The sequence below is a fragment of the Dyadobacter pollutisoli genome (assembly GCF_026625565.1).
GTDB classification, from domain to species: Bacteria; Bacteroidota; Bacteroidia; order Cytophagales; family Spirosomataceae; genus Dyadobacter; species Dyadobacter pollutisoli.
Map to the genome: position 1 here is coordinate 2356549 of NZ_CP112998.1, position 14824 is coordinate 2371372.

The following is a 14824-nucleotide window of genomic DNA, read 5'->3' on the forward strand; positions in this document are numbered from 1 at the left end:
TCACTCATTCACTCATTCGCTAATTCAGTCATTATTTCTCTTCCAATTCAAACATCACCTCAATCTCAACCGGAATATTGTCCGGCAAAGAGCCCATACCTACTGCGCTGCGTACGCCGATACCGTTTTCTTCGCCCCAGATTTTGGCAAATAACTCGCTGCAACCATTGATAATGAATGGATGTTTTTCGAAATCGGGTGTACAGTTTACCATTCCCAGCACTTTGATCACTCTCTTGATACGGTTCAGGCTACCCAGGTTCGCTTTCAATGTTGATAATATAGTTAGTCCCACCTGACGAGCAGCAAGTTTGCCCTGATCAGCGTCCATGTCTTTTCCAATCCTGCCTTTGATCAGCGTTCCGTCGTCCTGCACGGTTCCGTGACCCGATACATATACCCAACGTTTGTCAACGATTAGTAATGGTTTATAGACGCCCAATGGTTTAGGGGCGGGAGGCAGGTTAAGCCCAAGTTGAGCGAAGTTTGATTCAGGTGTTTGCTCCATGATAAATTAATGAGTAACGATTTGATGCGAATTAGCGAATGAGTGAATTAGCGAATGAGTGAATGAGTGAATGAGTGAATTAGCGAATGAGTGAATTAGCGAATAAATTAACTTATCTAATCATTCAATCATTCAGTCATTCAGTCATTCACTCATTAGTCATTAGTCATTCACTCATTCAAAATTGGTTATACGAACAAATTTAGCACTAAAACCCCCAGTAATCCCATGATAGAGACAATTGTTTCCATCACTGACCAGGTAAGAAGTGTGTCTTTAATGCTCAGATTGAAGTATTCTTTGAAAAGCCAGAAACCACCGTCATTGAGGTGAGAAAACATCAGACTGCCTGATCCAATGGCCAGTACAAGCAGCTCCGAGGGAACTGCAGAGTTGACCAAAAGCGGTGACAAGATTCCAACCGTAGTAAGACCGGCCACCGTAGCGGAACCTACACAAACCCGAATTACTGCTGCGATTCCCCAGCTGAGTAGCAAAGGTGAAATGTTAATGTCTTTGAGGTTGTCCGCTATATAGGTACTCACGCCACTCGCTGTCATGACTTCTTTAAAAACGCCGGCTCCGGCGATGATCAGCAGGATCACCGAAACGCCTTTGAAAGCTTCTTCCATGGATTTACTGATCTTTTTCATTTCCATTCCACGCATCATTCCTAATGTGTAGGCCGCAAAAAGCACGGAAACCAGCATTCCAAAGTAGGGTTCTGCGAGCAAACCGATTACTTTGTTGTCGGGATAAAGGCGCTTGACACCAGACATGGTTGTTAAAAGAAAAACAGGTAGCAATGCTGTCACGACGCTTATTCCCAAACCGGGAAGTTCAGAGGCAGGTCTTGGTTTTACATTAAAAAGATCCGGGTCGGGTTTGGGTTGAAACCTTTTGAGTGTACTTCCAAAAAGCGGCCCTGCAACTGCTATGGCCGGAATCGAAACCATCATACCATAAAAAAGTGTTCTTCCCAGATCCGCATGCAGCTGGCTCGCAATAGCTGCGGGCGAAGGGTGGGGGGGGAGGTACCCGTGTGCAACCGACAGCGCTGATAACATAGGTATGCCTATATATAAGAGTGGGAGCCTGGCCGTAGCGCTGATCATGAAGATCAAAGGGATTACTATTACAAAGCCTGCATTGTAAAAGAGAGGTATACCAATGACAAAACCGGCCAGCGCCATTCCCCATTGAATATATTTTTGACCGAAGAGACCAATTAATGCATCCGTGATTCGCTGGGCGGCCCCGCTATCGGCGACCATTTTTCCAAGCATTGCACCAAAGCCTACGATTAAAACCAGATCGCCCAGTGTTCCTCCGACACCCTTTTGTATCGCCTTACTTATGGTTTCGACGTCCAGGCCGCTTGCCAGACCGAGCCCGATCGAGACCAGCAGAAATGAAATGAATGTATCAATTTTTAACCAAGCAATCAGTAAAATAAGCGTTAGAATAGCGATAAAGGTCAGTAATAAGGGCATAATGGAAGTGGTGAAAAGTAAGCTTTGCTTTATAAGATGGAAGAAAGGGAAATTTAATGATAGATATGAATTAAGTTTTAATCTGATGGTATTTCGGGTAAAAGTCGGGAGATCACTGACATACAAACCGGCCGCAGAAATAGCATAAAAGATAGTTTGTTAGAATGCTTTAAAATAGCGAAATTTGACTTTTTGGAACTTACAATATTGTATTAATTCATTGAGTAGTTGAATAAATTCAATCTCTCACTAATTTTTCGATTCTTTTCTAATTCTTTATGGCAGAATCTTCTGGTGAAAACATTATCCCCATTAATATTGAGGATGAAATGCGTGGAGCATACATCGATTACTCGATGTCAGTTATTATTTCCCGCGCTTTACCCGACGTTCGCGATGGTTTGAAACCGGTACACAGGCGGGTTCTTTACGGGATGTCGGATTTGGGCGTTAATTACAATCGCTCGCATAAAAAATCGGCTCGTATAGTAGGGGAGGTTTTAGGTAAGTATCACCCGCATGGTGATGCTTCGGTGTACAACACAATGGTGCGCATGGCCCAGCCTTGGTCGCTGCGCTATCCGCTGGTCGACGGCCAGGGTAACTTCGGATCTGTTGACGGTGACAACCCGGCGGCGATGCGGTATACGGAGGCAAGACTTAAAAGAATTGCCGACGAATTATTGAATGACCTGGGCAAGGATACCGTTGATTTTCAGCCGAACTTCGATGATTCATTATCCGAGCCTTCGGTGCTCCCAGCCAAATTCCCAAACTTGCTCGTGAACGGTTCGTCCGGTATCGCGGTGGGTATGGCCACCAATATGGCGCCTCATAACTTGTCGGAAGTAATCGACGGTGTGTTGGCTTATATTGACAATTCAGATATTACTATTCCGGAACTGATGGAGCACGTAAAAGCACCTGATTTTCCAACAGGAGGTATTATATATGGTTATCAAGGTGTTCGTTCAGCTTTTGAAACCGGTCGTGGTAGCATTATCATGCGTTCAAAAGCGAATTTTGAAGTTTCCAAGACTGGCCGTGAGCAGATCATTATCACGGAAATTCCTTATATGACCAACAAGGCAGCGATGATTGAACGCATCGCCGGTCTTATCAACGACAAAAAATTAGACGGGATTTCCGACATCCGCGATGAATCGGATAGAGACGGAATGCGGATTGTGTTCGATCTTAAAAAGGACGCTATTCCTAATATTGTACTAAACCATTTGTTCAAATACACGCCGCTGCAATCATCTTTCGGTGTGAACAATGTGGCTTTGGTGAAAGGGCGTCCGGTAACACTAAACCTGAAAGACCTGATCAAACATTACGTTGATCACAGGATCGTAGTGATTACAAGACGTACTGAGTACGAACTGAGAGAGGCGGAGAAACGCGCTCACATTCTCGAAGGTTTGATCATTGCCCTGGATAATCTGGACGCAGTGATTTCCCTGATCCGTAGCTCACGCGACCCGGATACTGCCAGAAGTGGTTTGATGGAGCAATTCTCACTCAGTGAGATCCAGGCCAAGGCTATCCTTGAAATGCGTTTGCAAAGGTTGACAGGTCTTGAAAGAGATAAAATCGTCAAGGAATATGAAGAGATCATGATTTTGATCGCGGACTTGAAAGACATACTTGCCAACGAATACCGCAAGTTTGAGATCATTAAGACTGAACTTGGCGAAATCAAGGAACGCTATGGCGACGAGCGCAGAACTAAAATAGAATTTGCAGCCGAAGAGTTTAGCGATGAGGATATGATTCCGGATGATGAAATGTTGATTACCATTTCAAACGAAGGATATATCAAAAGAACACCTTTGTCGGAATATCGTACCCAGACCAGGGGTGGGGTAGGTTCCCGTGGCGTAAAAACGAAGGATACCGATTTCACTGAGCATTTGTTCTCTGCGACGATGCTCAACTATCTGTTGATCTTCACAGAATATGGCAAGCTGTTCTGGATGAAGGTATATGAAGTACCTGAGGGAAGTAAAACTTCGAAAGGGCGTCCGATACAAAATCTGATCAGCTTGGAGAATGGTGATTCGATTCGTTCAGTGATCAACGTTAGGACGTTGTCAGATGAGGATTATATCAACAATAATTACCTCATTATGTGTACGCAACAGGGCACAATTAAAAAGACTTTGCTGGAAGCATACTCTCGCCCACGTACCAATGGTATCATCGCGATTTCCATTAATGAAGGTGACCGACTGCTGAATGTAGCGCTGACCAATGGAGACAACGATATTGTTATCGCTTCCAGTGCGGGCCGTGCAGTGAGGTTCAATGAAAAAGGGGTTCGGCCGATGGGGAGAACGGCTGCGGGTGTAAGAGGTATCAACCTCAACGATCCTGAGAACAAGGTGATTGGAATGGTTTGTATCAACAGAGAAGACGCTCAGCTATTGGTAGTTTCTGAAAACGGTTTTGGAAAACGTTCTGATATAGATAGTTACCGTATCACTAATCGTGGCGGTAAGGGTGTTTCTACCATGAATGCTACGGACAAGGTAGGCAAGCTGGTTGCAATCCGCGAGGTTACAGAGCAAGACGATTTGATGATTATCACCAGAAATGGTATCGCTATCAGAATGAGTGTCCTTGACATTCGTCTGGCTGGCCGTAATACGCAAGGTGTCAAGCTGATCAAATTGAACAATTCTGACGAAATCACTTCGGTTACCCGAATCCTGAAAGATCCTGACGAAGAGAAAGTAGAAGAACTGGACGAAGATGGAAATGTGATCGTGCGACCAACTGCAGTCATTGAAGGCGAAGGAGCGGGAGACGTAGAAATCCTTACTTCGGATGAGCTGGATGAAGAAGATGACGATGTGACTGAGGACGACGAAGAAGACGAAAATGATCCTTCTGACGAGTCAGAGGCATGATTTTTGTAAAAATAATATTAATTGATTTATATTTAGCGAACGAACAATCAATCACAACCAAAGTTTAATATTTATGAAAAAACTGTTTTTTGTTTCTGCACTTAGCCTTTTCAGCCTGGCTGCGTTTTCGCAGGATGCTGTTAACAAGGCAATGGTAGATCAATATCGTAAGGATAAAGAAAAAAGTGATAAGGATGCAACCGATGCCAAGAGTAGTGCAAAGGCTGCTTTTTGGCTGGAAAGGGCCAAACTTTATGAAAACATTGCTCTACAAGGATCAGAAGTAGATTCAAGTGCAGCGAAAACAGCTTTGGAAGCTTACAAAAAGGTTGTGGAACTCGATATCACCAAGAAAGGCGAGCCGGGGAAATCTGCCAAAGAAGCACAAAATGTAATCAATGGCGGAGAAGGAACGCAATTGTTCAATGCATTTGTAAAGCAAGGTGCTGAAAAATATCAGGCGAAAAACCTGAATGGTGCTCTGGAAATGTTCATCGGTGCACAGGAAATTAACAAAAAAGATACGTTGGCTTCCCTGTACGGCGGTATCGCTGCTCAACAGCTTGATAAAAAGGATATTGCGAAAGAGCAATTTGAAAAATATGCAGCGAACGGGGGTAAAGATCCTAGCGTATTCTACGGTCTTGCACAGCTTTATCGTGCAGAGAACAATTTTGACAAAGCGATCGAAACTTTGAATAAAGGATTGGTTCAATCTCCTAATAACAAGGATCTTAAAGCAGAAATCGTTAACATCTTGTTGGCTTCCGGTAAGGAAGACCAGGCTATCAATGAGCTGACTGCTTTGACTAAGAGCGATCCTACCAATGCGCAGAACATTGTGAACCTGGCTATTCTTTATGATAACACCAGCACAAAAGCTACGCAGAAGATCAAGGAGATCCAAAACAAGCTTGGTTCAGGAGGTAACAAAGCCGCTAACATGGCTAAAAAACTGGAAAGTGAAAAGGAGAATATTAGCGTTTATGACGGTGAGTTAAAGCGTATCGGTGCATTAATCAAGAAGCAACCGAAAAATGCAGACTTGAAACGTCAATTAACCGATGTAACTGGCAAGAAAAAAGAGGCATTGGCGGCTATTGCAACAATGGAGGCAGATGTAAAAGCTGCTCAGGATGCTGCAAAAGGCAATGACGTAGCAGCGCTTGAAAAAGAATTGGCTGAGTTGAAAGTAAAACAAGCTGAGGCTGCCAAACAAGCAATCGCTAACTACAAAAAAGTGTTGGAAATTGACGCTGCTAACTACGATGCACTGTATAACCTTGGTGTCTTCTACTTCAATGAGGCTGTTCAGTTGAAAGGCGAAGTTGACAACATGAACATGACTGAGTATCAGCAACGTGGTAAAGAAGTTGAAGGCCGTGTTTGCGGTAAATTCAAAAAAGCTAAGCCATATTTCGAAAAAGCAATCCAGGCAAAAGACGAAGCAGAAGCTAAGGAAAACCTGACAACTGTAAACGGCGTTTTAGAGCAGTTTGCAGGCAAAGGGGTAGCTTGTGTTGACGAGCAATAGTCGTAAGAATTAGTTAAAAAAACGGCGTCAGTTCATTCTGACGCCGTTTTTTTATTATCGGATGTCAGCGTTGGCAGAATTTTGAGAAGGGTAGGGTCGTCCAGAAGATGTTGCAGCCGGATGGGATCAGGATAGGGGGTTTGCCATTTTGGCTTTTGTAAAAAGGATTTATCTTTAGTTTGCAGATACATGGAAACATTAGCAGTTTGCATGAGAGACAATCTGTAATTCCTTCGAATGTCGTGCATATCCGAACTGTAATGTGTAATGTGTCCATAAAGGAAAACACTGAAATAAATGGGCAATGTAATTTGAAACCATCGGTTACTTAATATTTCAAAAAGTCGTATTACAAACCATGCATTGCCAATAAGTCCTAAACTGAACAACTCGGTGTAGCGCGATGCGACTTCCGTCAGTTCCTGGCCGCGACCGTATGCAATGGCCAAACCCTGGGAGAGAGACCAGAGAAAACAACCGGCCATGAGAATATCGATATGAGTTAGTTTTTTACGGAACATCAACATTGGAATGACAATACATGCCGGCAACCAAAACACAATAGCAGGAAGAGAGGTACCGACAATGGGCCAGCTGAGAATGTAGCCGGCAGCGCTCATCAAGTCGGACAAATTTCTTGCACGATATACTTGATTTGCAGCGATTTGAGGAAGAATAAGATAACCGCCAATTGTAATTGACACTAGTAATATACTAATAATCAATGTTTTAGCAGTTAGTTTTTGAGAGTTCGAAAACCAGTTCAGAAGATATACACAGGCAGCAGCCAGGGAAGTCAGAAGACCCGAAGCCATTGTCAGTACGCTCAGCACCGATAGTAGCAGGACCAGTAAAATCGTTGATAAATGAAATGGTCGAAAGGTGGCCAGGCATAATGAGGTTAATGTAAACAGAATTAGAAAGTAAAACTGACTTTGAAATCCAATGAGCAGGTTCTCAAATGAAAAGGGCAAAGCGAATTGAGCAATGACTACAACCAGTAGCAAAAGTCTGATCCCAAAAAGTTCTCCACGTCGGCATAGTATCCAAACCAGAAGTGCCGGGATCGCGGCAGCTAGTAAAATATTGAACCGAGCTTCTGTCAGATTGTTCCAGGCGCCGGTGACCTCAAAAATTATTAAGGACAATACACGGGTTGGAAATATCCGATGTTCATTATGAGGTTGCCATAGATCTCTCAATTTCAATGTTCCCTGAATCCACGGCCGTAAAAGGAAATCTCCTTCAGCATCCCATTGATCCCAGTAAGGTAAGGGTACTGCAAAGTGCCCGACATAGTACAAACGTGATAGGGTAACAACCAGAAAGGTAAATATGGTAATGATGACCGATCGCGTGGTGTTAGAATATCTATTTAACATAATATAAATTATACAACAAACATATATTGATTTCCTGGATTAGGCTAGAATATGATCGCTCTTAGATTTGGATATACTGTACCCAAGGTAAGGATTGTGTATATGTTTAAATCTAAGACGCTTAAAAATGGACGATTTTGGTCGTAATATATTGCGTTTCAGTAGTTTTAGCATTGGTTTTGGCGCAATTGCATTGAGCCTTCCTTTTTGAAATTCATCTAAAATACCGCTTAAAAATGAAGATTCGACCATTTTACCCCCGTTTAATCAACAGATTTGCAGATGATGAGTCAAAGCTGCTATCATTGTATAAATATCAAGATGCTGAAAATGAGTTTGATAAAGACAATTGTCCAACACACATTAACAATGGGTTTACTTTCTGCCGTTTTTAATTTTTTATTTTCATGTTCGGACGGGAAACCCGGAATGCTTTCCAAAACTGGATACCATATCGCCGATGATAAGGTTTATTATTTCGGAGGGCTTAATAGCGGCCCAGCCAAGGAGCTGAACGGTGCGGATCCAAAATCTTTCGAAAGTCTGGACGAGCAAGGTTTCCCTGAGAGTGCTTATGCAAAGGATAAACACAAAGTTTATTTTGAAGGAAAGATAGTCGCCGAAGCAAATGCATCTTCTTTTGTCAGACTAAGAAGATATTTCTCCCGTGACCAGTATCATGTATTTTATTTGAATCAAACCATTTCCGACGATCCGGATCATTTTGAGTTTATAGACGAAGATGTTCAGAAAGATCGGAAGCATGTTTATTGGGCTGACAAGATTATATCAGATGATCCTGCTTCATTTAAATTGATTGGTAAATCAGGAGGATTGTCATATTACAAAGACGCGTCCGGTATCCTCGTGAATTACACCCGGATTCCCAATGCGGATGCCGGAAGTTTCCAAGTGCTGGATCACGGTTATTCATTGGATAAATCGAAAGTATACCTGATGGAAAGTGCTCAATTACAAGAAGTTGAGTTTGCAGATCCAGCCAGTTTCAAAGTTTTGAGTGCCTTCTACACCTCCGATTCACGACAGGTATATTGGCGGGGTAAGCCACTCCCCGACTCCGACCCCACTACATTCGTGATTCTGAGTGAAGGATCGCATTGCAGTTATGACAAAAAGCAAGCTTACCATTGGGATGTCGTGATTCCAAATACGGACCCGACTACATTTCCAAATGGTAAGCGTTGCAAATATTGTACTAATGAAAAAATCGTGTTCGAAGACTAGGCAATATCACAGATCCCAACACATTGTTTCAGCGAAGCAAGCGGTTCTCTTTTTGGTATAAACTCCTGAGCCACAAATCCTTTGAAACCAGTATCAGCGATTGCCTTCATAATGGCCGGGTAATATAATTCCTGACCTTCATCAATTTCATTTCTTCCCGGCACACCACCGGTGTGATAATGGGCAATGTACTTGTGATACTTTTTGATCGTCGCAATCACATCACCTTCCATGATCGACATGTGGTAAATGTCATAAAGCAATTTGAAGTTTTCTGACCCAACCATTTCGCAAAGGCCAGCGCCCCAGGATGTGTGGTCGCACATGTAATCTTTATGATTGACTTTGCTGTTGAGCAATTCCATAATCATGGTAACGCCGTACTTTTCCGCGGACGGCATCAGTCTGCGCAGACCGATCGCTGCATTTCGCATTCCATCAATGTCGGACATTCCGCGACGATTTCCTGAAAAGCAAATGACCGTTGTGTACCCAGCGTCCTTTAATTTTGGAAAAATGTCCTCATAGCTTTTCACGAGCTCGTCGTGATTAGCAGGATCATTAAATCCTTTCTCGATTCCCATGCCGGCACCATTGGGTAGCGCGCAAGTCAATCCATACTTTTTGAGAATCGGCCAGTCATTAGGTCCGAGGAGCTCAATGGAGGTAATTCCTATGTTTTTACATTTTTGCGCAAAAGTTTCCAGCGGAATGCTGTTGTAGCACCATTTGCACACAGAGTGGTTGATCTTTCCTTTTAGTTTTGGGCCAAGTGCTTTTTCAGTAGCGGCGAAAACTTCGGTTATCGACAGCATGCCGGCTGTACTGGCAGCTATATTTTTTAATGCGGTACGTCTGTTGGACATGATTGAGTAAGGGATAAAAAGTGTCAGGCTATATCGCAAATGGTAACTCCTTGTTTCAATGACGCAATGTCATCTTTTCGGCTCGGAATAAATTCCTGGCCAACGAAGCCCTTGTAGCCGGTATCCACGATCGCTTTCATGATCGAAGGATAATACAATTCCTGCGTTTCGTCAATTTCGTTTCTTCCCGGTACGCCGCCAGTGTGGTAATGCGCAATGTACTTGTGATATTTTTTAATGGTCGCGATTACGTCACCTTCCTGAATCTGCATATGGTAGATGTCGTAAAGCAACTTGAATTTTTCGGAACCGACCATTTCGCAAAGCGCAGCCCCCCACTCTGTCCGGTCGCACATATAGTCACGGTGGTTAACCTTGCTGTTCAGCAGCTCCATCACCAGCGTCACATTATGCTTCTCAGCGATTGGAATCAACCTTTTTAGACCAACTGCGCAATTTCTCATGCCATCAGCGTCGGACATTCCGCGACGGTTTCCTGAAAAACAAATGATCTTGTCGTAGCCAGCCGCTTGTACTTTGGGAATCACATCTTCGAAGCCTTTTACGAGTTCGTCGTGATTGGCGGGGTCGTTGAATCCTTTGTCAATGCTCCGCGTCAGGCCTTCTCCCCATGGCAATGCACAAGTCAGGCCGTATTTTTTAATAACCGGCCATTCTTCCGGGCCAAGTAATTCGATGGATGTCAGTCCTATTTTCTTGCAATCCTGTGCAAATGTATCCAGCGGTATCTTACCGTAGCACCACTTGCATACAGAGTGATTGATCTTGCCATTAAGCTTGGGGCCCAGTGCTTTTTCAGAAGCGGCAAATGCTTCTGAAAGCGATATTGGCAAGGTGAGTATACCGGTACCGGCCACTACCTTTTTGAGAATTGAACGTCTGCTTGAAATCTTGTTCATTGTCTGTTAATTACTGATTATAAGCATTTTATAAATAAAGCCTTATGGTCTTGCGCTGCCCTTTGCAGCCGTTGGGAAGTTGGTCGGAACGGCCTGTTTTACTTTCCCGCTTGCTACCCACTCCGTTCCCCGCTGCAATGTAGTGATGAAACCAATGCACTTTTGCGAGTAATTTTCGTGACCTAGTGTGGTATGGAAAATCTTGCCTTTGCCGTATTGCAGTGTCATCAGCATGGGCTCATTTCTGCCGGAACCTCTCTGCTCAACCGGGCTGTAAGCCGTAGCAAGGACAGTTACATTCTCTGCAGGACCCCTCAGGCGATCATAAAGTTCATCTTTTTGATGCAGCCACTCTGCGGGTAGTCCTTTCATGATGGGATGACTTGCATCTCTGGTTTTTACAATAAATTCATGTTGGTTACCATGGCTTCCCCCAATTCCGACCGTTGTGTCTTTAACTATTTTTCCTTTTGAATCATCAAAATACAAATATGGGCCCGATTTTTCATTTCGTCCCTCCCATCCGCCGATTCCGATCATTTTGTTATAGGCTTCCCATTTTGGGAAAGAGTTGTCGGCAGCGTGGACTACGACCAGTCCGCCCCCGTTTTTCACGAATTTTTCAAATGCGTCATTGGTTTCCTTTGACCAGGGATTACCATTGTAATTGGATAGCACTACATCATATTGGTTGAAATCAGGTTTAAAACTTTCCATATTTTCACCTTTTTTTGGAGTAGTGACAATGTCTACTGCAAAAAGCTTGGTTTCTTCGAGGTAACCCTTCATCGTTGCAGAGCCTTCTGTCATATTCCGATGGTTATTCTGGCCGTCGATGATCAGTACTTTATAAATTTTCTTGGGAATTGGCCGCATTCCTGTAAGTCCAAACGTCAGTAAGGCTGCGAAGCAAAACACAGAAATCCGAGACAATATACGCAGTACTTTCATTCGATAAAATTTTTCGAAACTGTTAAAAAAAGTAGTGATGCCACCGGACCGGATTTGCCGTAAAAGCAGCCGATCAACACGCAGCACCACTATATTAAGCTTAATAAATTATAATCTACTCAAAAATAAAGCGATCTATTTTCCTCCTTTTGGAGCCGCAGATTCGGTATAAATCGGGTTGTTTTTGTTACCACCTGACATTAAATATGCTACAAGATCTCTCAGCTCGTCCGGGTTCAAACTATTGATCAGCCCTGGCAGCATAATTGATACAGGCGATATTTTGCTTGATGTCACTTCCTTTTTGCTGATTTTGCGGATTGTTTTTGAGTCAAAAGGATTCTGAGCGATGTAATAGAAATTCGCATCTTCATTCATTTGGCGACCTAATACGGACTGGCCGTCTTTCATTGTATAGATCGTTGAAGCGTACTGATCCGAAACAGCTTTATTAGGTACAATAATGGCTTCCAGCATATCTTTCGCGCTGAAACGAGTTCCTAATTGAGTCAATTCCGGTCCAACATCTGCGCCTTCGCCTTGAATGGTATGGCATTTGTCACAGATAATCGCCGAGAAGATAAGTTTTCCTCTTTCAAAGTCCCGGTTCTTCAAACTGTCCTGAACAAGTTTGACAGCATCTTCAACTTTCCACCCACGTCCTGGTCCTTTCGGAGCATAAACGTTTGCAATGTCATTTCCGCTGGCTGTTAGCAGCTTGGCACCGGACAAATCATTGTAGTAGTTGAATTTGTCTTTCGGCACATGTGTCAGGGCCCGTTGACGAGCTTTGTCGATAAATCCGATGTAACTCCTACCACCTTTAAAACTGAAAGCAGTATTAAACCACTTGAAATACTCGTCGCGTAAAGCCGGTGTCCAGTCTGTTTTGTCACCGCTCAGTACCATCGCATAAAAAGTCTGCTGAGCAGGTGGAAGCTTGGCAAGCAACCCGGCAATATCCAAACCGTATTGAGGGTTTCTGAGGATCAGGTCAGAAGAAGCTGTTGCAGGGATGTTGTCCTTGTCGACGAATTTCTCTGATTTCAGCAACGCCAGTGTTCTTTCAGCTGTTTTCGGAACTTCAAGGAATACAAGCAGTTTACTATACAAACGATTGATTTCCGGTGATTTCGAAGGATAGTTTGGGTTAAGGTAGCTCACTACGGCAGTCTTAGTAGCGGCGTCGGGCTGTCCGAAGCGGAAAAATGCAACTTCGAAAGTTCGGAGGAGATCTGCTTTTTTTGCATCTGTTAACTTCGCGTAGTCGATCTTGATCAATGCTTTATAAAGATCATTTTTGACACTGGCATCTCCCTGACGGGCTAGCGCTAACGCTCCATAGATCAGCGTTTGTGGATCTTTTTCAGCCAACACTTTGGATTTCCATTGGTCAACCGGCTGGTGTTCAACTGCGATTCGAGCAGCATAACGTACAAAACGGTCCGGATGTTTCAGATTTGGCCAGGCAGCATCAACAGCTTTCGGATCCTTTTTGGCATGAAAACTTTCCAGTTCGGTACGCAGTTTGTGTTCTGGCGTGATTACAGGTTTAACCACATTTGAACCAGCTGCGATTTTTTCATAGTCTTTGTGATATACACGATAAAGATCAGATTCAAGGCGGCGACCACCTGTCAGGAAGTAAAGCGCGCCGTCGGGACCAATCTGTCCGTCAGTCAGGGGCAATGGAGAGCCGGAAATAAACTCTTCATGGTCCGCTGAATAAGTTGACCCGTTTGGTTTCAGGTGCAATGCATGCATAATCCCAAAACTCCAATCGAAGGCAAGCAACGTATTTTTATATTTCTCGGGGAAACGGGCATCTTTGAGGTAGATCAGGTTGGTTGGTGAACCTTGGCCAATGTTCTGCAACGCAGGTAGATTGTCAGGAAATGATGGGTGCCATTTGCCCGATCCTGTCCGCCATCCAAATTCCCCCCCGCTGGTTGCGTGGCAAACCCTGGTTGGGCGATACCATGGCTGGCCAAAATCCCATTCCATGTCCGAATCATAAGTGAAAAGATCGCCAGCTTCATTGAATGCAATGTCGTATGGGTTTCTGAAACCAGCGGTGATCAGCTCCCACTTTTTGCCTTCGGGATCCGTTTCAACGATCCAGCCACCCGGGGCCATTCTGTCGTTGGCATGTCCGCGTGGATCCTTGATCAACGGGAAAAGATTGTCGTCTTTCCAGTTAGGTGTCAGGCGGTATGAATCCATTTGAGGCAGGTCGGTATGGTTACCGGCTACGACAAAAAGGGATTTCTTATCAGGCGATAGGATAATGCTATGCGGGCCGTGCTCCCCCTCCCCTTTTGTAGCCTTCAACAAAGTCACTTTGTCAAATTGATCATCATTGTCGGTATCCTGTAAGCGGTAAACGCCGCTACCATTAGGGATTTTTTCAGTGGATCGGTTATTAACTACCACATACAGGCTGTTGAATGCGTAAAGCAATCCCTGCGCGGCACCCATATTCACTTTGGCAGTATCGGCCTTATTGCCTACGATCAGCTTTTCAACTTTGGGAGCAGCGGTTGAACCAATTGGAGGCAGCTCCAACCGATAGAGAAACCCATACTGATCGGAAGTGATCATCCGGCCTTTGTTGTCGAATGCCATGGAGACCCATGAACCATTCATTTCTTCGGAAGGACTATATAAATGTTCAGCCTTGAAACCTTCGGGTAATTTTAGTTTGTCAACCTTTGAGCCGGGAGGACGGTGTTTGGCAGTTCGGTTACTTAGCATCACTCCGCAGAAAACGCCCACAGCCAGAAGCACCGCGAGCGTCATTGGAAGTTTTAACCATTGTTTTTTTGTGTACATTTTACAGCTCAGAGTTTAAGTAATTATTAATGATAAAATTGATTGACACACAATGTATTCATTCAGACCGCCTTTTCATTGAGTAAAGTTCGGGGCGCATTTTTGTTACTGATATCTTAAATAAAACTAACTAAAACTTCAAATAATCTGATTAGTACAATATTAGAAGTATTGAGCG

At 43.8% G+C, this 14824-nt stretch carries 10 protein-coding genes; 3 read left to right on the forward strand and 7 right to left on the reverse strand.

The window, feature by feature from the left end; genetic code table 11:
• Positions 1-31: 31 nt before the first annotated feature.
• Both ON006_RS09725 and ON006_RS09730 read right to left on the reverse strand, forming a co-directional pair.
• Positions 32-508 (reverse strand): RidA family protein, encoded by a 477-nt coding sequence (locus tag ON006_RS09725; RefSeq protein ID WP_244824296.1) that lies wholly within the window; start codon positions 506-508, stop codon positions 32-34.
• 188 nt (positions 509-696) lie between these two features.
• The gene (locus ON006_RS09730; protein WP_244824297.1) at positions 697-2001 is read right to left on the reverse strand and encodes a GntT/GntP/DsdX family permease; all 1305 of its coding nucleotides are present in this window, start codon (positions 1999-2001) and stop codon (positions 697-699) included.
• A 278-nt stretch (positions 2002-2279) separates the two neighbouring features.
• On the opposite strand from ON006_RS09730, the gene gyrA reads away from it, so the two are divergent.
• On the forward strand, positions 2280-4916 hold the full coding sequence (gyrA, locus tag ON006_RS09735) for a DNA gyrase subunit A (RefSeq protein WP_244824298.1): 2637 nt from the start codon (positions 2280-2282) through the stop codon (positions 4914-4916).
• Between the two features lie 73 nt (positions 4917-4989).
• Positions 4990-6450 (forward strand): tetratricopeptide repeat protein, encoded by a 1461-nt coding sequence (locus ON006_RS09740; RefSeq protein WP_244824299.1) that lies wholly within the window; start codon positions 4990-4992, stop codon positions 6448-6450.
• A 32-nt stretch (positions 6451-6482) separates the two neighbouring features.
• Here ON006_RS09740 and ON006_RS09745 read toward each other — a convergent pair whose 3' ends face one another.
• The gene (locus ON006_RS09745; RefSeq protein ID WP_244824300.1) at positions 6483-7832 is read right to left on the reverse strand and encodes a hypothetical protein; all 1350 of its coding nucleotides are present in this window, start codon (positions 7830-7832) and stop codon (positions 6483-6485) included.
• Between the two features lie 369 nt (positions 7833-8201).
• Here ON006_RS09745 and ON006_RS09750 point away from each other — a divergent pair, with 369 nt between their 5' ends.
• Complete coding sequence (locus tag ON006_RS09750; RefSeq protein WP_244824301.1) at positions 8202-9077, forward strand: DKNYY domain-containing protein; 876 nt, start codon at positions 8202-8204, stop codon at positions 9075-9077.
• Here the strand turns inward: ON006_RS09750 and ON006_RS09755 are convergent.
• From ON006_RS09755 to ON006_RS09770, 4 genes are all read right to left on the reverse strand, one after another.
• Positions 9074-9943: a hydroxypyruvate isomerase family protein gene (locus tag ON006_RS09755; RefSeq protein ID WP_244824302.1), complete on the reverse strand. Its 870-nt coding sequence runs from the start codon at positions 9941-9943 to the stop codon at positions 9074-9076. The genes ON006_RS09750 and ON006_RS09755 overlap by 4 nt on opposite strands.
• Positions 9944-9966: 23 nt before the next feature.
• Positions 9967-10863: a hydroxypyruvate isomerase family protein gene (locus ON006_RS09760; RefSeq protein WP_244824303.1), complete on the reverse strand. Its 897-nt coding sequence runs from the start codon at positions 10861-10863 to the stop codon at positions 9967-9969.
• A 42-nt stretch (positions 10864-10905) separates the two neighbouring features.
• Positions 10906-11814, reverse strand: coding sequence for a ThuA domain-containing protein (locus ON006_RS09765; RefSeq protein WP_244824304.1), 909 nt, complete (start codon positions 11812-11814; stop codon positions 10906-10908).
• A 135-nt stretch (positions 11815-11949) separates the two neighbouring features.
• Positions 11950-14646: a c-type cytochrome gene (locus ON006_RS09770; protein ID WP_244824305.1), complete on the reverse strand. Its 2697-nt coding sequence runs from the start codon at positions 14644-14646 to the stop codon at positions 11950-11952.
• Between the last annotated feature and the right edge of the window lie 178 nt (positions 14647-14824).